Below are 18,290 nucleotides of genomic sequence, written 5' to 3'. Positions count from 1 at the left end.
CATGGCTCCCGCCATCTCCGCCGGACCAGTCCTCTATGCCTTCACACTCGGGCTCGTCGCGGCCCTGAACCCCTGCGGCTTCCCCATGCTCCCCGCCTACCTGGCCATCTTCACCGACACCACCGCCGGCAGAACCGGCGCGGACTCACAGGCGGTGCGCATCACCCGGGGGCTGTTGGCCGGCGCCTGCGTCAGTGCAGGATTCATAGCCGTTTTCGGCGTCCTCGGTCTCCTTCTCGAAGGCGGTGCCCGGCTCGCGACCGATTGGCTGCCCTGGGTCATGGCTGCCATCGGGGTGATGATGGCCGGCGCCGGAATCTCCACGCTCCTCGGCCGGGCCCCCGCGCTGAACCTGTCCGCTCCCCGGTTCCGCGCGCGACGGTCCGTACTCGCCATGGCCGGCTACGGTGCAGCCTACGCGGTGGGGTCACTAAGCTGCTCCCTCCCGCTCTTCCTAGCCGCCGTGGCCGGGTCCTTCACCGGCCAGAGCCTCCCGACCGCACTGGCCACCTACCTTGCCTACGCCCTGGGAATGGCCCTGTTCGTGACGACCGCCGCCCTGATCACCACCACCCTTGGTGCGGCCGCCGTGCGCAACATCCGAACCGCGGGAAGATGGCTGCCGGCCCTCTCGGGTATCACCCTGGCCGCGTCCGGCGCTTATCTGGCCTACTACTGGGTGCGGGACCTGCTGGACCCGGCAGGGGCATCGCCCCTGACATCGACGGTAACCGGAGCTCAGGCCGCCCTCGCCGCCGGCATCGCAGCACAACCGCTCCTCTCGGCAACACTGCTCGCCACTGTCGTGCTGACCGCGATCGCCGTCGTCATCCACCGGACCCTCACCGAAACGCCGGCCCCCGCGACCGGACCCGAGCCCTCGAAAGGCAGCCCCACCCTATGAGCACCAGCCCGCCAAGCTCTGAGCCCACCCACCAGGGACACCGGAGACACCGGAGGGCCATTGCCGTGGCCTGGGCCGCTGCCGGGCTGGCTATCGCCGTAGCCCTCGCCGGAATTTTCCTTGCGGCCCTCCGGCCGGAATCGGCAACCGGGCCCGCAGACCCCGGCGCCGCACAGCCGCCCCTGGGTTCCGCTGCGGCCGAGCTGCTGCAGCTTGACGTCCTGTCCGCCCCTCTGGATAAGGCCCCGGATTTCTCCCTCACGGACCAGAACGGAAAAAACGTCAGCCTGTCCCAGTACCGGGGGAAGTCCGTGGTGCTGTCCTTCAACGACGACGAATGCGAGGACCTGTGCACGCTCCTGGCCCAGGACGTCGCAGCCGCCAACACCGATCTGGGCGCGGCCGCCGCCGACGTCGTCTTCCTCTCCGTGAACGCCAACCCCCTACATACCGCCGTCAAAGACGTCAAAGCCTGGACCGACGGCCACGGCCTCGCATCAGCCCCCAACTGGGTCTTCGGCACGGGAACCCCCGCACAGCTGTCCACCGTCGCGGCCAGCTATCACGTTCCTGTCAGCGTCAACCCGAAAACCGGCGAAGTGCTCCATGGGTCCGAGCTATTCTTCATCGACCCTGCCGGCAAGGAAGCGGCCATCGGGCAGTTCGGCACCGGCTCTGCAAACACGGCCCTGTTCTCCCAGGCCATGGCGCAAACAGCAGCGGACCAACTGCCCGGCCGCGCCGGCTGTCCGGTCGGCGGCCCGGCTCCCTCCGGCAACGCCCCCGCCGGACCCGCGGCACTCGGCCAGCCGGCGCCGGCCTTCACACTGCCCGGACTCGCCGACCCCGGAACCCCGCACTCTCTCGCCGAGGCCAAGGGCAAGTACACAGTCGTGAACTTCTGGGCCAGCACCTGCACCGCCTGCGCCGGCGAAATGCCCGAACTCCAGAAAGCCCACACCGACCTCGGCTCCACCGTGGCATTCCTGGGAATCGACGTCGCCGACCCCGCCGCACCGGCGGCGGCCCTGGCCGCAAAGAACGGCACCAGCTACCCGCTGCTGGCCGATGCCAACGGCACCACGGCGGGGGCATACCAGATCCCCGGGCTGCCCTTCACCGCCATCATCGCTCCCGACGGCACCCTGGCAGTCCGACACCCGGGAACCTTCAGCGCGGAACAACTCGAGTACGTCCTCCACACCCTCGAAAATGCCCCCTCCTGATCCGAATAGCGAGTGCACCACGGGCTTCGGAATGGCAGCGACACAGCGGGACGAAGAAAGTCCCTAGCAGCTGCCCAGCGGCATTCCCGGGGATCCTGCCACTCGCCATCGCCCGGCCTGTGTTAGAAAGGAGGCCCCGAACCGCGCAACCTGCGGGAACGGGGCAGGAGGACGGCAATGCTGGAACCACACGGTAACGAACGGGGATGATCATGATCGATCGCCGGGCAGCGCAGGTCACGGACGCAGTGCGGACACAGCTGTGGCCATTGCCGGCTGTGGCCGTGGTTGTCGCCGTTGTCCTCGGTATCGCCCTGCCGACCCTCGACGCCGCGGTAGATGACCGGCTGCCGCAGGGCGTTGCCGCCCTGCTCTTTGGCGGCGGTCCCGAAGCTGCCCGGGCCGTGCTGCAGGCCATCGCGGGATCCCTGATAACAGTCACCTCGCTGACCTTTTCCCTCACCGTGGTGACCCTCCAGCTCGCCAGCAGCCAGTTTTCGCCCCGGTTGCTGCGCACCTTCTCCAGCGACAGATTCGTGCACGCGACCCTTGCGTTGTTCCTGGCCACCTTCGCCTTCGCGTTGACCGTCCTGCGCAGCGTCCGGACAGAAACCAGCCAGAGCCCCGCCTTCGTCCCTGAAATCTCCGTCACCGTGGCCTACGCCCTGACGATCGCCAGCATCATGGGACTCGTCCTCTTCCTCGCCCATCTGACCCGTGAGATCCGCGTTGAAACCATGATGCGCAAGGTCAACGCCGAGACCCGGGCCACAATGGACCGCGTATTCCCGGCCCACCGGCCCTCCCGGCAGCCCGTACCAGCCACCGGCGCCGGCAGTATGAACATCCGTCGCTCGCGCTCCGGATTCCTCACCGGATGGAACAAGAACGCCCTCCTGCGGGCCGCCCGGGAGGCAGGTGCCGTAATCCGGATCGATCGCGAGCCCGGCAGTTCCCTGGTGGAAGGAGTTCCTTTCGCCACCGCGTGGCCCCTGCCTCCCGCGACCGCCCTCAGCCCCGAAACCGCGGAGCAGTTGACAGAACAGATCAACGCCGCCGTCGACACCGGCTTTGAACGCACCAACGTCCAGGACGTCGGCTTTGGCTTCCGCCAACTTTCCGATGTCGCCGCACGCGCCCTCTCCCCGGGCATCAACGATCCGACCACAGCGGTGCACGTGATCGGCCACCTCTCGGACCTGTTGTGCCGGCTTGCCAACAGGACCACCGGACCGGAGGTGATCACGGACGATAGCGGTGAGGTCAGAGTCATTCTTGCCCAGCCCCGGTTCGAGGACCTCCTAGACCTGGCGCTGGCGCAGTCGCGGCAGTACGGGGCCGGTGACCCGGCTGTCGCCGAAAGGCTTCTTGTCCTACTCAGGGAGCTCTCCTCGCGGGACGAACACGCCCAGAACCGAAGTCGGATCCTGGCTCAAGTGGACCAGACGCGGGAGACAATCGCGGCAAACGCCTACACCAGCGTCGAACGCCGACACCTCCTGGCCCTGGCTGACGCCGTGGGATCCGGCGCAGCTTGAGAGCATGCCCGGCCCCGTCGGTTCCTGCCCGGATCCACGCTGCGCGTGGCCCGTCAGGAGATACGCCCCCTATCACCCCTCGCTCCTAACCTTCACGACGTCCTCAGCCCGGCGGCGAGGCCCAGTAATCCACGAGGGACGGGACACGCATCTGGCGTTAAGGATTCGCAAAGGCTGCCGCGGGGGCCGGTAGTTCGCCGGATTTCCAGTGATAGGCTCCCTGATGTTGCCGACAGTATTGCCGGGTCCCGGACCGGATCAGCAGGGCGGGCCGACGAGGGGAAGGATCATCCGATGCCTGCACGTGAGAACGTATCCCCCGGGCACGGACTCGCAGGACCACTCCGTTCCCGGACAGCCTTACTGCTCGCATTCTCGTTTGCCGTGATGGCAGACCCCGTGTCGTCGGTCGCCTACGCGATTGAGGCAGCGCTCCGGGCTTTGAACGGCGATCTGGCCTTGCTTGTGCCCACGATGGTCCTCGTCGTGGCGATCATCGCGCTGGTGATCGTCAATTACCGGCAACTGGTCATCCGCTACCCCCAGGGCGGCGGAGCGTCGGCAGCAGTCGGGGAGGCTTTCGGTGACCGCTGGTCGTTCGTACCGATCGGCGCGCTGGTCGTCGATTTCGTCCTCACGATCGCCATCAGCGTCTCTGCCGGCGCGTCCGCGGCAATCGCCTACTTTCCCTCCCTGGCGCCCTGGCGGCTGCTGCTCGCTCTGGCACTGGTCATCCTCGTCGGCGCCGCGACGTGGTTCGGGCATCTGGGCCGGCTGGTCTTCGCCGTCATGACTGCGGGATTCATCATCGTCTCCGCCCTCGTCTTGTTCTACGGACTGGGCGCCACCCCGCAGCCGGTAGGAACGATCACGGACACACCGGGGCACACCCCGGTCCTGGCCGTGGTGCTGGCCTTCCCCGTGGCCATGGCCCTCGCTACGGGCGTGGAAGCGCCGTCTTCGGCGATCGCCCAGCTGGGCCAGCTCGATGATGCCGGCCGGAGCCGCTTCGGGAGGGTCACGCTGTGGCTGACCCTTGGCATTGTCGGGTCGATCACCCTGGGCCTGACGCTGGAAGCCGCGCACCTGCAGGTCGGCATCCCGCCCGAGGACAGCACACAGATCGCCGAGCTGGCCCGGCTGGCAGCTCCCGGTCCGGTGTTCGCCGCCTTCCAGCTCGTTACCGCCCTACTATTGCTCTCGGCCGCCAGCTCCTCGTTCCAGGCAGGACCCGGGCTGCTCAAGGCCCTCGCCCGGCACACAAACAGGCAAGGCGCTACGGTCGGCATCCTCCCTCCTTCCCTGGGACATACGAACACCCACCACACGCCGTACTGGGGGGTGGCGCTGTTCATTGCTCTGGCCTGCGCAGTCACCGCCGCAGCCGGCGGCAATGATCAGGAACTTGTGCTCTTCTACGCTGTGTCCGTCTTCCTGAGCTTCTTGGCCGGTCTGCTTTCCATGGCCCTTTTCTCCCACCGCGACGGCCGGCGCGGCTATCTCATCATGAATCTCGCGGGCGCTGCGGTGGTGGCATTCACCCTGATCGCCAATCTCTCCCGGGGCCTGCCGATTATCAGTCTGGCCGCGGCCCTGGGCATTGCTGCCATCCTGTACGTGGCATGGGTCGGCGCCGGGCGGCCGCGCGGCATCCGCAACGTCGAGGCAGAAGCCGAGGAGATGGCCCAGTGAGGACCGGCGCCGGCAGGCAAAAGGACCTGAAAATTCTTCATCCAGCTTCCCGGAATGGCGGCCGCCGGCGGCAGCCCCGGATCAGAGCCCACGGCGACGGGATCGGACGAGCGCTGCTGCATCCTGTCCGGTCGGTGCCTCTGGCTTTCCTCGCCGTGATCCTCCTGGGCTCCGGGCTCCTGATGCTGCCAGCCGCGCGGATGGCCGCGGAGGCAGACCCCGTGCTCCCGGCACTGTTCACAGCCGTCTCGGCCGTCTGCGTCACAGGCCTGATCACGGTCGACACCCCCACGTTCTGGACTCCTTTTGGACAGGTTGTGATCCTCGGGCTGATTCAAGTCGGAGGATTCGGCATCATGACGCTGGCGACCTTGCTGGCGCTGCTCGTGCGCAAAAGCATCGGACTCCGAGGCCAACTGGTCGCGCAATCCGAAACCCAAACCCTGAACTTCGGCGACGTCCGCTCCGTCCTTTTCCGGGTCGCCCGGATCATGATTGCCTTCGAAGCCGTCACGGCCGCCGCCCTCACCATCCGCTTCTGGTTCGCCTACGACGATAATCCGGGCACAGCACTCTGGCACGGGACGTTCCACGCTGTTTCAGCGTTCAACAATGCCGGCTTCGCTCTCTACAGCGACAACCTGATCAGCTTTGCCGATGACCCATGGATCATCATCCCGGTCTGCCTGGCAGTGATCGCCGGCGGCCTCGGCTTCCCTGTGCTCATCGCCCTGCTCAAGGGCGGTGTCAGGATGAAAGACTGGACCGTCCACCTTCGCCTGACCGTCTTCGGCACCCTGGTCCTCCTCGCCGCCGGGTTCGCTCTCTTCGGCGCCTTTGAATGGAACCGGGACGAGACCCTTGGTCCCATGTCCGTGGGCGGGAAACTCCTGGCGACCCTGGCCGGAAGTGTCTTCCCTCGCACGGCAGGGTTCAACAGCATCGATTACGCCTCCGCTTCGCCCGAGACCCTCATGATCACCAATATCCTGATGTTTATCGGCGGTGGCAGCGCAGGCACCGCCGGCGGCATCAAGATCACCACGTTCCTGGTCCTTGGGTTTGCGATCTGGAACGAGATCCGGGGCCGCGACCACGTCACCATTGCCCACCGCTCCATCAGCTCCCCCGCCCAACGCCAGGCCCTCTCTGTCGCACTCCTTGGCGTCGCCGCCGTGGTCAGCGGCACGCTGCTGCTCCTGATGTTCACCGACTACAGCCTCGAGAAAGTCCTCTTCGAATCAATTTCCGCGTTCGCCACCGTGGGCGTAAGCACCGGAATCACCTATGACCTTCCCGCCAACGCCCAATGGGTACTCATGGCCCTCATGTTCACCGGCCGCATAGGCACTATCACTGTCGCCTCCGCCCTCGCCCTGTCCTCCCGCCCACGCCTCTACCAACTCCCGGAAGAACGACCCATCATCGGCTAGCCCCGCGCCCGCAGGACTGTCTAAACCAACACCCTCGGCTCACGCACCCGAGCCCAGGCCGTTACCGATAGCAGCACCGTGCATCGGGAGCCTCCAGGCACAACGGCAGCGATAGAACGAAGCTGATGCAGACTGGTATCCACCCGAATGTGAATCAACAATTTCGGTACTGCTACTACCACAGCTTCATGTCTCTCGCGGACTTTGTTGTCTGGGTAGAGAGGAATGAGGTACTGAGCCGGACATCTCGCGCGTACAGGGCCGCTGACTACAAAGCGCCCCTGAACAGGCATGACCCAGACGGGCACCGGCTACGCGAGGACCCGGCCGGGCGCTTGTCTGAGATTCAGAAATGACCAACCTATCGGAGTCACCCCACCCAGCGGCGACGCCTTCTGGTACCCAATCATCGCTGGGCGGTCACTGCTCGCAACCCGGGCGCTCCGCGCCGGGCATTCCTCTAAGAATTTTTCCTCGGCGCTCCTAATTCGTCGCATATTTCCTCGCAAGAATTCTCTCCTCCTGCCGCCGGTCCCCCGGATTGCCCTCCGGTCCCTCATACCCAGCGGTGATCTCCTCTACCAGAAGGCTCCACAAGAGCAGACGGCCAAACACGCCGGCAACGCAAAACAGGAGAAGATCACCATGGAAACGCTTCACATCACCACCGCGGCTGACTTGATCAGCTTGATCGGGCACAGCCTGGGCTATTGGCCACACGAAGGCTTGGTCTGCATCTCGCTGCAAAGCAACCGCATGGGTGCCACACTGCGGCTGAACCTTCCGTCCAGCCCGGAACATGCCAGGGCCTACGCTAAGTGCGTCGCCGGCCACCTCGGAAGCGACGAAGATGCGACAGCAACAGTATTCGCCATCGTCACGGACGCACCGTGGACAGCGCAACGACGGGAATTCCTCCGTCGAATCATCCACGAAGTCGCACACCAGCTGGCACAGTCCGGAATGCCAATCCGGGCAGGCTGTACCGTACGGCCTTCCTCATTCGCCGAGTACCAGCCACACACAGCGTCCTACGGCCCGGAAGTCCCCCTCGAGGCTGTCCAGTCGAGCTGCATCAACGCCGAAATTGTCTTTCGTTCGAGCCAGGTAGAGGACAGATTTACCGTCGCTGTCCCCACCCAGCCCCGTGGACAATCACCGACCACGTCCGACGCCGGGAATCCCCAGCGACGGCGACCGGCGCCTTCGCTTCCGGCCAGCCACGCCCGCCGGCTGTCGCCGTTGAGGTCGCTGCCTGATGACGCGCCAGAAGAATCGAGGACGACCAAGATAAGAGAGCACGCTCTGGCAGTCATGTCAAAAACCGCCCACGCGGGTATGAACAGGTATGACTGATAAACCACAGTAAGACCGGCGGCGGAAGAAGGCGTCGGTCCCGCACCATGCTGCCGTGGACGGTTCCAGCACTGTCGACGCAATCCATGGCGGGTAGTGTCAGAGTATTCGGATAGGCAAGAAAAATGGGTACCGATGAGCCTCGGCATCACGCTGACACGGGTGCGGCCGCTGTACACGCCCGTGGCCGGACAAACGGCCACCAGCCTCTCCCCAAGCCATCAGGAAGCAGCGAATCGGGGCCAAGAATCTGGAAAGAATTTCGTTCAGGTCATGTCGTCACCACAACCTCAGGACATCAATAGGTAGGAGGCCAACCACGCCCACCAGAACAACAAACAAAGGAGACCCGAATAACCTCACATCCCAGCAGGCGGAGGACCAACCAGCCAGGGCTCTGAACCCGCCACCCACACAACCGAATAGGCCACGCGGCAGCCAGGCACCAGCCGCGACAAGCGTCAGAGGGACCCGAGCAGGGTCAATGTACACACGTTAAGTGCACAATGTACACACCCCTTTTTCCCACCTTTTGGACCCCGCTGTCCGGGCAGACGGCTGCCCTAGCGGATCGCTCCGAGCCGCTTCGTCAGGCGATCTGGATTCGTTCGTCGCCGAGTTCGACCTCGACGCGAAGCCGCCCGCCGAGCGCCTCTACGTATTTTCGCAAGGTGTCGATCTGGGCACGGTCAATGTCACCGTGTTCGATGCGGGACACTCTGTTCTGACTGACGTGCAAACGACCGGCCAGCTCAACCTGCGTCAGCTCCGAAGCCTCGCGGAGCTCCCGAAGACGGTAGGCCCGGACCTCATCGAGCATGCGCTTCTTGTTGGCGTCCACAGCAATCCGGTCAACCGGACGCTGTGCCAGCAGTTCCTCAATGGACTTCGCCATTACACATCTCCTTTCAGAATCCTCAGATGATCGTCAACAGGTCATCGGCAACCGGAATGTTCGTCTTGTACCACTTGGTCCAGTTGCCCGCCTTATCCCCAGCGACAAGCAGGATGGGACTGCGCGGCATGAATGAGTAAAGGACCAGCCACCGCCACCAGAACAAGCCAGAAAGGAGAAGTAAATGGTCCCACATCTCAGCAGGCGGAGGGCCCACTAGCCCTGATCCTGATCCCGCCACCCACACAACCGAAGAGGCCACCACAGCGGCCTGGCACCAGCCACGGACCGAAGTCAGAGGGACCCAAGCAGCGTCAATATACACACGTTAAAGCAACAACCCCTCTGACGAGGGAAAACACGTGCCCGAGGTGGGACTCGAACTGCATTCCAGCCCTGCAAACACTGGGAAAGCGCATAAACATGCGGAATTCGGCCCGATCCGCCCCCGTACGACCTAGTCCGAAGTTGAAAGTGTGAACAGTAATGATGGAATTGGCCTGTGTTGCGGCGTGGCTCGAAGTGTGACTGACGCCCGTGTGAGGGTTTGTCTTGACATTGATCTGTCCGCCGCACCACAGCCTGCAGTTGACGCGGCGGCCAGGTGGACATGACCTCATAGGAGCCTGTTCGAAGAGTCCCATTACTGTCTTGTCTGCCCACCCGGCCGGCGTGCCCTTCGTGTTCCACCGCACGCAACGGAAGGTCAGGGCAGTTTCATCATGGCAAACGAACAAACGAAAGTCATCGCCGGGATCGACACCCACGCCGATACCCACCATGTCGCCGTCATCACCGATACCGGCCGGCACATGGCCGACAGGGAATTCCCGGCCGCGGGTGCCGGCTACCAGGGGATCATCGACTTCATCACCGGATTCGGTCCCGTCCTCGCCGTGGGCGTGGAAGGGACCGGCAGCTACGGTGCCGAACTCTCACGCGTGCTCGTGCGCGAGGGCATTCACGTCGTGGAGGTGATGCGCCCGAACCGGCAGGCGCGCCGGCTGCAGGGAAAATCCGACCCGCTCGATGCCTACCAGGCCGCCGAATCGGTGCTCGCCGGCCGCGCCGCCACCACCCCGAAATCCCGCGACGGAGCGGTGGAATCGTTGCGGGTGCTGCGCGCGGAACGTGCCACCGCCATGCGCGCCCGGGTCGCCGTGATGGCCCAGGTCAGGGCGATCCTGGTGACCGCGCCGGAGAGCATCCGCGCCAAATACCGGGCCATGACGAGCCCGGCCCTGATGGCCGCGCTGGAGAGGACACGGCCCGCCGGACCGGTCTCCGAGCCGCTGGCCAGCACCGCGACCGTGCTGAAACGGCTCGCCGTCCGCTACCGGCACCTGCACCACGAGCTGGCACAGATCGATGCCGAACTCGACGCCATCCTCGCCTTCCACGCACCGATGCTGCGCGACCTTCAGGGCGTCGGCACCGACGTCGCCAGTCAGCTGCTGGTCACCGCGGGCGACAACCCCGAACGCATCACCACAGAGGCGAAGTTCGCCGCCCTGGTCGGCGTCGCACCGATCCCCGCATCATCGGGAAAGACGTCCCGTCACCGGCTCAGCCGCGCCGGCGACCGGCAGGCCAACAAAGCCATCCACCACGTGGTCCTTGTGCGGATGCGCTACGACAGCAGAACCAGGGCCTACGTAGCCAGACGGCGTCAGGAGGGCAAAAGCACCAAAGAAATCATGCGTTGCCTCAAACGCTACGTCGCCCGGGAAATCTACGACCAACTCCGCCACCCGCGCCCCGCACCCGACGCCGGAACCCTCCGGACAACACGCACAGCTAAGCACCTGACCCTTCAGCAAGCCGCCGACGCCCTCCACGTCTGGCCCACCGCCCTGTCCCGCCTGGAACGCGGACTCAGCCGGGATGATGTCTTCCACCAGCGCTACGAAACCTGGCTCAGAGAACATTGACGTGTATAGGAGCATCAATGTACACCCCCCAAATTCGCCGTTTCAGAGCATTCTAGTCATCAGCCCCATCTCAGACAGTGGGTTGAGAATGGCGGGTTAATACACAGTTGGGATGGCGGTTTCGGTGCCCCGTGTGGAGAAGCATCTGTGCTGCTGCACAGATGCCGTTGCATCGTTACTCAATAGGGGGCCAACGCCACATGGGTTAACTGCATATGGGCCAGGTTCGTGACGCGTCACAAGTTCCTTGCACCAGCAGAACCAACCAGTCGTTATCCAGATTTGTGATTTTCTGACAGCGCCGTCACGGCGGCAATATCCTGGGGGGTCGTTCGACAGCACCCGCCAACGAGCCGGGCACCAAGTTCACGCCAGATTGGCGTCCCCTCCGCAAGGCTTGCGGGCTGTTTGAGATCGGGGCCCGAAGGGCTCGCCGCGGCCGGCCCCCACGTTTTGGTGACTGCGTCATAGCTTTCGCCCGAATTCGGATATGCGATCAGGGGCGTATCAGTGGCTCTGCCCAGGGCTTCCAGCGATGGGGAGACCAGCTCCAGCGGCACGCAGTTCACGCCGATCGCCGCCACGAGCGGCTCCGCCGCAAAAAGCTTTGCCGCCTGAGCCAGCGGCGTACCGTCGCTGATGTGGCCGCCGTCCCGTAGCGTGAAGGAGAGCCAGGCTTCGACGTCGAACTCTTTAATGAGTGCTAACAAGGCTTCGGCTTCCGGCAATGAAGGCAGCGTCTCACAGGCAAGAAAGTCCGCTCCGGCCTCCACCAGCGCTGCGATTCGAGGCCGGTGGAACTCCAAAAACTCGTTTCGGCTGAGGACATAGTCGCCCCGGTATTCCGATCCATCGGCAAGGTACGCGCCGTAGGGCCCGACCGATCCTGCAACCAGCAGGGGGCCCGCATCAGGGTTTTCCGCCAGGTACTCGCGGCGCGCCTCGTCGGCCAGGCGCACACTCAATGCCACCCGCTCCAAGGCCTCTTGCTCGCCGATGCCGCGCCGCGCAAATCCCCGGGGTGTGGCTTGATAGCTCGCCGTAATGGCGACGGCGGCTCCGGCGCGGAAGTAGTCGTGGTGTACGCGCTTGACCAGTTGCGGTTGTTCCAGAAGGACTTTAGCCGACCACAAAGGGTCTTCCAGGTCGCAGCCGAGCGCTTCAAGCTCGGTGGCGAGTGCACCGTCCACGGTCAGGTTCGCTCCGGCGTCGAGCATGCGGGAAAGCGTGGTGTTACTGGGCATCGTTCAGGGCTCCAAGCGGTTCGGTTCGTTCTTGTCTGCCGGGCAGTTGCGGCCCTTATGGCCCGGCAATGCAAAGTAGCACAACGTGCAGTGCCAAAAAGCGCAGTGCAGCCCGGGGTTGCAGATGACGGTCAGCAGACACTTGCAGCAGCCGGTGCTCCGCGGCCCAGTCACGCCGAAAGTCTGGCGGATGTGCCGAGTGAACACAAACCCCTCCTCCACTATTGTGCGTAATACGCATTTATTCATGCTTGTAATGAACATCACTCTATGCCACCATGACATTCAGACACCTTTTGAGAACTGCCCAGGAAGAGGCTTCCCTTGAAAATTGCAATGAAATCAGTCCGCAAGCTGCGCGTGCATTGGCCCATAGCTTCGGAAACTTTCTCGCGGCTCGCCAGGGGCGACGCAGAAGCATTCAAAGATGAGGCCGGCATCGCGGCCCTGCTCCAGGCTTCGTCGGAATCCCCCGACTTAGGGGATTTTGGCAACTACAGGCATGTATTCGAATCCGGCCTGGGCTTCGAGGGGTTCACCTGCAGTGAAGGCGCTAACCCTACGTTGGGGCAGGTGGGGCAGCGGACAATTTCACCTACCTTTGTCTTCACGACGTATTTCGATGCGGCGCTCCCTGACGCCGCCGTGGAACGCTTCTTGCAGCACATCGTGGATATCCATCCCTGGGAGGTACCGGTCATCGAACTGACAGGCCCAGTCAGCGTCTCCAGCGCTACCCTTCCGGCAGTCTTTGAGAGCGAGGCCGCATCATGATTGAAGCCACCACTGCCGGACTTTGGGACGGTCTGCAAGCGTTGCTCGCGGGCAGGTCGTTCACCGATCTGACGCACGCCTTCCACCCCGGCCAGCCTCATTTCTCGGCATTCCCCGACGAAATCAGGGAGGCGGTGTTCGATCTGGAGAACGGCGACGGTTTCACCGCTCACCGCTATTCGATCATCGGCCAATGGGGTACGCACGTTGACCCTCCCTCGCATTTCATCCGCGGTGGACGGACCTTGGACCAGATTCCTGTGGAGGATATGGTCCTTCCACTGGTCATCCTCGACATCACCGCGCGGGTCACCGCAAATACGGACGCCACGCCCACGATGGAGGACGTCCAGGCATGGGAGCGCCGCAACGGCCCCATCGCCCCCGGGTCCTTTGTGGCGTTGCGGACAGGGTGGAGCCATCGTTGGCCCGACTCCGACGCCATGGCGAACAGGGACGATAAGGGGGTCAGCCACACGCCTGGCTGGTCGCAGGAAGTCCTCTCCTTCCTGATCGAGGAGCGGTCGGTAACTGCCGTCGGCCACGAGCAGACAGACACAGACCCGGGGCTGGCTACGTCCCGCCAGGATTTCAGCTTGGAGACCTATGTTCTGGCGCGCAACCGGTGGCAGATCGAGCTGATGGCGAACCTGAACGGACTTCCAGAAGCCGGCGCGATCCTCATTGCAAGCTGGCCGAAACCCCTGCACGGCAGCGGTTTTCCAGCCCGGGTCTTCGCCATCCACTAAGACACGTTGATCCAGGTGACTAGAATCGGTTCCATGTCTAAGACGTCCAGCATGGGCCGGGGAATCATGGCTGTCTTAGCGGTGGGCTCCTGCAAGCCAGGAGGGCTTCCTGGCGGAACGGTCGCTGACATAGCCGCCGATCTGGGCAAAGACCGCAGCCAGGTTTCGCGCAGCCTCCGGACCGCCGAGCAGGAGGGGTTTTTGGCCCGCGGCGAACATCGGTCCTACACCCTGAACTGGTCACTCCTGACAGACGCGCAGCTGTTGACAGAGCAGCGGCTGCAGAGCGACGGCGTGACCGCACTGGAAGGCTTGGCCGGTGAAACTGATGAAGGATGCTTCCTTGGAATTCTGAGCGGAAACAGTACTGTCACCATCGGCGAGCGTGTTCCGGCAAGCAGCAACATGGTCGGGTCCTGGCTGGGCCGGCCCTACCCGGCCTACTGCAGTGACGCCGGTCAGGCCCTGATGTGGGAAGCGTCGGATGCCGAGGTCCGAACCGTTTTTTCCGGCGTTGACTTCGTGCGTCATGGTCCCAACACCGCGCTCGACGTCGAGGACTTCCTGTCGCGTCTGCGCGGGGCGCGGGCACGGGGGTACTCCATTGTCGATGAGGAAGCCGAGCCCGGACTGTATTCCCTGGCCGTTCCGATTCGGGACTTTAAGGGCGACGTGGTCGCAGCGCTTCAGGTTGTAGGCACCAAGACCCGCCTGGGGCCGCGGCGGGAAGTCTGCGCCACGGCTCTCCTGTCCTGGGGAAAGTGGCTTGAATCGGCGTTGGGCCACACGTCGGCACCGAACGGGCTCTAGCTGGCAAGGCCCTTACGGCCGGAGTCGCCCCGGCTGCCGCCCTCGCAGGACCCCAGCCGTTCGGCTGCGGCCGTGAGGGCCTCGGCAATGTCATCGGTGCTGGATGTGATCTCGGCCCGGCTGCCCAGGACGCTCAGCGCAGCAAGAATGGATCCTTCAACGCTGCGGACGGGAACGGCCAGTTCGTAGACTCCATGCTCGAATTCTTCCTCCGCGACGATGAAGCCCCGCGCCCGGTCCCGGTCCATCAGTTCGGCGACCTCTTGTGGCGAATGGGCCGCTCCCGGGCCGCCTACGCCGATGAAGTTGACGTCCTGGAGGAGGGCTTGAACGGCAGGCTGCTGGTCGTCCCACAGCAGGGCCCGGCCGGACCCGGTACACCATACGGGCGTCACCATGCCGGGTTTCACGAAGCTTCCGGGTACCGCGTCGTTACTGGAGGCACGCAGGAGAATGACGCGGTAGCCCTCGCGGACGGAAACTCTGGCCCTGAGGCCGAACGAAGCCACCAAAGCCTCAAGCTCAGCTCTTGATTCGTGGACCCATCCGGCATTCAGCGCTGCGGCCAGACTGAAAAAACGTGGGCCGGTTCGGAAAGGTCCTCGTTCGACACGTTCCAGCAGTCCCAGGTCGCATAATTCCTGCGTCAGCCGGGAGACACGGCTTTGTTCCATATCCAGCTCGGATGCGAGCTGGGAAACGCCGAGAAGCCGCCTGCCCCACTTCTCCCGGTCTGCGACCAGCCGGACTATTCGAAGTCCTTGGGCCATGGACGACGCTTCCGAGGAAGAATCCATGATCCGTGCTCCTTCCGCCCGATAACTACGCCTATTCTCACATGTCCTCATTGTTAACGAGGACGCGGTTTCCTTGCGCCCACACAGTGTAGAGGTCCGCGAGGATTGCTGAAATTCGCTGCATCGAGTTCTGCCGGAGCGATTTCGGCGCTTCCCTGCCGGCCGAACAGCACGACTTCGTCTCCCGGGGAGACGTTCGCTATATCGGTGACGTCGATAACCATCGAATTCATCGAACCAACATCGACAATGGCAGCGCGACGGCCACGGACAAGTACGCCGCCCTGGCTGGCCAACGCACCCCGGTAGCCGTCCCCGTACCCTGCTGTCACTGACGCCAGCCTGGAGTCGCGGTCCAGGGTGTGGGCTAGCCCGTAGCCGACCTTCGTTCCTGCTGCGTAGCTGTTAATAGACGCGATTCGGGCTGTGAAGGCCACGCACCGCCGGAACTGCCCCGATGCAGGCTCTGAATCGCCGTAGAGGAATGCCCCAGCACGAACCATGTCCAGCCACGAGCCGCGCATGTTCAGCGCGGCGTACGAATTGGCGCAGTGAATAGGCACCTCCTCCCGGGGAACTCCTGTCAGTTGGAGCAGCGCCAACGCCTGGCTTTCAAAACGCACAAGAGCCGTTTCGATGTGACTGTTGTCGTCCTTGGGAAAGTGCGTCATGATCCCGGCCAGTCGAAGTCCCGGGTGGCTCACGATCGCTACCGCGGACGCCCGCCCAAGTACGGATGAGACGTCGAGGCTGTGCCTGCCGATCCCGGAAGAGTTGATATCGAGGTGGATTCGCACCACTTTCCCGGCCTCGGCAGCGATCGTGTGCATCTCCCATGCGCTCTGCGGGTCGGCAGCGAGCTCTTCGATGTCGTGACGCAGGCCGGCCTTGATCTCCTGCGGCGCCGCGGCACGGACACGCAGGATCCGGCCCTCAAAACCGCAGCGGCGTGCGATGGCCGCCTCTTCGTTACTTCCCACTCCCACGAAGGGGACGCCGAGACGAACAAGGGAAGGGAGAAAGAGGTCAGCTTCATGTCCGTAAGCCTGGGACTTAACCACGGCACACAGGAGAGACCGACCATCGATCATGGACAGGAGATTCCGGACGTTTGACTCGAAAGCGGCGGCGTCAATCTCCAGCCAGCTGCCGGCGTCCTGGGCCGAACTGCTCATTTGTTGCATCAGGTCTTGTGAACTCATGGCTATATCCGTTGGACTGCTTCACGGCCGGGAACGAAAGTCCCGGCCGTGAAGCTGAGTAGGCGGTAGTTGATGACGGCCTTAGGACAACTGGCTTTCGCGCGCCTTGCGTCCGTACTTGAAATAGAAGTAGGCATAGCAGGCGCCAACAAAAGAGACTCCAAAATAGAGGGCTGCGACCTGGTTCGGGTCGTAGGCGATGCCGATGAGCGAAATAAGGCAGAGCGAGAAGGCCAGGATCGGCACCAGCGGGAACAGCGGCGCTTTGTACGGAAGGGCAGCAACATCGCCGCCCTTCCTGACGAAGGACCTCCTGTGGAAAAAGTGCGAGGCGGTGATAGACATCCAGACCCCGACGACGGCGAATCCTGCCACCGAAACGAGCGCCAGGTAGACCGTTTCAGGTGCGACGACGCTGCTGATGAGAGATGCCAGGCCTCCGAGCATGCTTACTGACAACGCGATCATGGGGATCCCGCGTCGGGTCAGTTTCTTTAGCGCCCGCGGCGCGTGCCCCTCGTCGGCAAGGGAGTAAAGCATCCGTGCGCAGGAGAAGAGACCGCTGTTTCCGGCGGAGAGGAGGGCGGTGATGATGACGAAGTTCATGATGTCGGCGGCAAAAGGAATGCCTATGGATGAGAAGACCGTCACGAACGGGCTTTCATCCAGTCCGACCTGCTCGAACGGGATGGTAGCGGCGATGACGGCGATCGCCCCGACGAAGAAGATCAGCAGGCGGATGACTGTGCTGCGCATCGCTTTCGGGATGCTGGTGGCAGGGTCAGCTGTTTCGCCTGCCGCCACGCCGATGAGTTCAGAGCCTGAGAAGGCGTAGAAGACGGCCAGAGCAGTGACGAGGACGCCGGCGAAGCCGTTCGGGAAGAGGCCGCCGGATGTGTTGAAGTTCTCCAGCATGAACGGGTGGTTGGCCCCCTCGCTAAGCGGGTGAACTCCGAAGAGCGCCGCGCCGCCGAGAACGATGAGGACCACGATGGCGCCGACCTTGACGATGGCAAACCAGAATTCAGACTCGCCGAAGAACTTCGAGGAAATGGCGTTGAAGCCGAAGAGGACCGAGGCGAAGATGACGCACCAGACCCAGACCTCGACCCCGGGGAACCAGCGCTGCATCAGGAGGCCTGAGGCAGTGAACTCCGATCCGATGGCCACTGCCCAACAGAGCCAGTAGAGCCAGGCCGTGACGAAGCCGGTGGCCGGCCCGATCGACCTCGCAGCGTAGATGTGGAAGGCGCCTGAGACCGGATACGCGATGGCAAGTTCGCCGAGGCAGGCCATTACCAGGTACACAACGAAGGCACCGATGAGATAAGCGACGACGGCCCCGAGTGGCCCGGCTTGGGAAATGGTGTAGCCCGAGCTAAGGAACAGCCCGGAACCGATCACCCCACCCATGGCGATCATGACCAGATGCCGTGCCCCCATAGACCGCCGGAGCCCGGAATCGGTCGACGGGGGAATTATGGGCTGTGGTTCCAGCTGGACAGGTGTTGACGGTTCCATGGTTTCTCCCAGGTGAGTGGACAGGTCTGATGCGAAAGGTGCGCATATCGTCCCGGTGGGCAGGACGGGCCGCCTCGAACTGTGCAATGGCGGTAGTGATGAAAGTAACACGAAAACTAGCTTCTGGTCATTAAAAACATTTCACCATGCCTATGTTGCACTGGGTTACATCGGGGCGTCGATGTCGAATCGGCAGGCACATGGTCACTTCGCCCTGT

At 63.6% G+C, this 18,290-nt stretch carries 14 protein-coding genes; 9 read left to right on the top strand and 5 right to left on the bottom strand.

What is annotated here, in order from left to right:
- Position 1 precedes the first annotated feature (1 nt).
- From LDO15_RS09230 to LDO15_RS09210, 5 genes are all read left to right on the top strand, one after another.
- Positions 2–904 (top strand): cytochrome c biogenesis protein CcdA, encoded by a 903-nt coding sequence (locus LDO15_RS09230; protein WP_223986257.1) that lies wholly within the window; start codon positions 2–4, stop codon positions 902–904.
- Between the two features lie 65 nt (positions 905–969).
- On the top strand, positions 970–2,130 hold the full coding sequence (locus LDO15_RS09225; RefSeq protein WP_223986255.1) for a redoxin domain-containing protein: 1,161 nt from the start codon (positions 970–972) through the stop codon (positions 2,128–2,130).
- Positions 2,131–2,336: 206 nt separating this feature from the next.
- Complete coding sequence (locus tag LDO15_RS09220; RefSeq protein ID WP_223986253.1) at positions 2,337–3,668, top strand: DUF2254 domain-containing protein; 1,332 nt, start codon at positions 2,337–2,339, stop codon at positions 3,666–3,668.
- A gap of 294 nt (positions 3,669–3,962) precedes the next feature.
- The gene (locus tag LDO15_RS09215; RefSeq protein ID WP_223986251.1) at positions 3,963–5,360 is read left to right on the top strand and encodes an amino acid permease; all 1,398 of its coding nucleotides are present in this window, start codon (positions 3,963–3,965) and stop codon (positions 5,358–5,360) included.
- Positions 5,361–5,494: 134 nt separating this feature from the next.
- Complete coding sequence (locus LDO15_RS09210) at positions 5,495–6,793, top strand: potassium transporter TrkG (RefSeq protein WP_346655988.1); 1,299 nt, start codon at positions 5,495–5,497, stop codon at positions 6,791–6,793.
- 1,945 nt (positions 6,794–8,738) lie between these two features.
- Here the strand turns inward: LDO15_RS09210 and LDO15_RS09200 are convergent.
- Positions 8,739–9,044: a helix-turn-helix domain-containing protein gene (locus tag LDO15_RS09200; protein WP_223986249.1), complete on the bottom strand. Its 306-nt coding sequence runs from the start codon at positions 9,042–9,044 to the stop codon at positions 8,739–8,741.
- Positions 9,045–9,766: 722 nt separating this feature from the next.
- On the opposite strand from LDO15_RS09200, the gene LDO15_RS09195 reads away from it, so the two are divergent.
- Positions 9,767–10,975, top strand: coding sequence for an IS110 family transposase (locus tag LDO15_RS09195; protein ID WP_223986247.1), 1,209 nt, complete (start codon positions 9,767–9,769; stop codon positions 10,973–10,975).
- A gap of 272 nt (positions 10,976–11,247) precedes the next feature.
- On the opposite strand, the gene mmuM is transcribed toward LDO15_RS09195, so the two are convergent.
- Complete coding sequence (mmuM, locus tag LDO15_RS09190) at positions 11,248–12,219, bottom strand: homocysteine S-methyltransferase (protein WP_223986245.1); 972 nt, start codon at positions 12,217–12,219, stop codon at positions 11,248–11,250.
- A 324-nt stretch (positions 12,220–12,543) separates the two neighbouring features.
- Here mmuM and LDO15_RS09185 point away from each other — a divergent pair, with 324 nt between their 5' ends.
- Genes LDO15_RS09185 through LDO15_RS09175 form a run of 3 tightly spaced genes read left to right on the top strand, consistent with a single transcriptional unit; the run spans position 12,544 to position 14,552 of the window.
- Positions 12,544–12,993, top strand: a complete 450-nt coding sequence (locus LDO15_RS09185) for a hypothetical protein (RefSeq protein WP_223986243.1) — start codon at positions 12,544–12,546, stop codon at positions 12,991–12,993.
- Positions 12,990–13,742: a cyclase family protein gene (locus LDO15_RS09180; protein ID WP_223986241.1), complete on the top strand. Its 753-nt coding sequence runs from the start codon at positions 12,990–12,992 to the stop codon at positions 13,740–13,742. The genes LDO15_RS09185 and LDO15_RS09180 overlap by 4 nt, the downstream gene beginning before the upstream one ends.
- Positions 13,743–13,775: 33 nt before the next feature.
- Positions 13,776–14,552, top strand: a complete 777-nt coding sequence (locus tag LDO15_RS09175; RefSeq protein WP_223986239.1) for an IclR family transcriptional regulator — start codon at positions 13,776–13,778, stop codon at positions 14,550–14,552.
- Here the strand turns inward: LDO15_RS09175 and LDO15_RS09170 are convergent.
- The 3 genes from LDO15_RS09170 to LDO15_RS09160 all read right to left on the bottom strand — a co-directional run bounded on the left by LDO15_RS09170 (position 14,549) and on the right by LDO15_RS09160 (position 18,072).
- A complete protein-coding gene (locus LDO15_RS09170; protein WP_223986237.1) occupies positions 14,549–15,349 on the bottom strand; it encodes an IclR family transcriptional regulator C-terminal domain-containing protein in 801 nt (266 codons plus the stop codon). The genes LDO15_RS09175 and LDO15_RS09170 overlap by 4 nt on opposite strands.
- A gap of 53 nt (positions 15,350–15,402) precedes the next feature.
- On the bottom strand, positions 15,403–16,551 hold the full coding sequence (gene alr / locus LDO15_RS09165; protein WP_223986234.1) for an alanine racemase: 1,149 nt from the start codon (positions 16,549–16,551) through the stop codon (positions 15,403–15,405).
- Between the two features lie 81 nt (positions 16,552–16,632).
- Entirely contained in the window at positions 16,633–18,072 is a 1,440-nt protein-coding gene (locus LDO15_RS09160; RefSeq protein WP_223986233.1) for an amino acid permease, read from the bottom strand.
- Positions 18,073–18,290 lie beyond the last annotated feature (218 nt).

The organism is Arthrobacter sp. NicSoilB8 (assembly GCF_019977355.1).
Lineage (GTDB): Bacteria > Actinomycetota > Actinomycetes > Actinomycetales > Micrococcaceae > Arthrobacter.
Note: the sequence above shows the minus strand (reverse complement) of the source record. Positions and strands in the feature narration are given on the sequence as shown.

Excerpts from the sequence above, each read along its gene's own strand:
- LDO15_RS09220 (WP_223986253.1), top strand. The coding sequence starts at position 2,337 with ATGATCATGATCGATCGCCGGGCAGCGCAGGTCACGGACGCAGTGCGG.
- LDO15_RS09170 (WP_223986237.1), bottom strand. The coding sequence starts at position 15,349 with ATGGATTCTTCCTCGGAAGCGTCGTCCATGGCCCAAGGACTTCGAATA.
- mmuM (WP_223986245.1), bottom strand. The coding sequence starts at position 12,219 with ATGCCCAGTAACACCACGCTTTCCCGCATGCTCGACGCCGGAGCGAAC.
- LDO15_RS09195 (WP_223986247.1), top strand. The coding sequence starts at position 9,767 with ATGGCAAACGAACAAACGAAAGTCATCGCCGGGATCGACACCCACGCC.
- LDO15_RS09215 (WP_223986251.1), top strand. The coding sequence starts at position 3,963 with ATGCCTGCACGTGAGAACGTATCCCCCGGGCACGGACTCGCAGGACCA.
- alr (WP_223986234.1), bottom strand. The coding sequence starts at position 16,551 with ATGAGTTCACAAGACCTGATGCAACAAATGAGCAGTTCGGCCCAGGAC.
- LDO15_RS09175 (WP_223986239.1), top strand. The coding sequence starts at position 13,776 with ATGTCTAAGACGTCCAGCATGGGCCGGGGAATCATGGCTGTCTTAGCG.
- LDO15_RS09180 (WP_223986241.1), top strand. The coding sequence starts at position 12,990 with ATGATTGAAGCCACCACTGCCGGACTTTGGGACGGTCTGCAAGCGTTG.
- LDO15_RS09200 (WP_223986249.1), bottom strand. The coding sequence starts at position 9,044 with ATGGCGAAGTCCATTGAGGAACTGCTGGCACAGCGTCCGGTTGACCGG.
- LDO15_RS09160 (WP_223986233.1), bottom strand. The coding sequence starts at position 18,072 with ATGGAACCGTCAACACCTGTCCAGCTGGAACCACAGCCCATAATTCCC.
- LDO15_RS09230 (WP_223986257.1), top strand. The coding sequence starts at position 2 with ATGGCTCCCGCCATCTCCGCCGGACCAGTCCTCTATGCCTTCACACTC.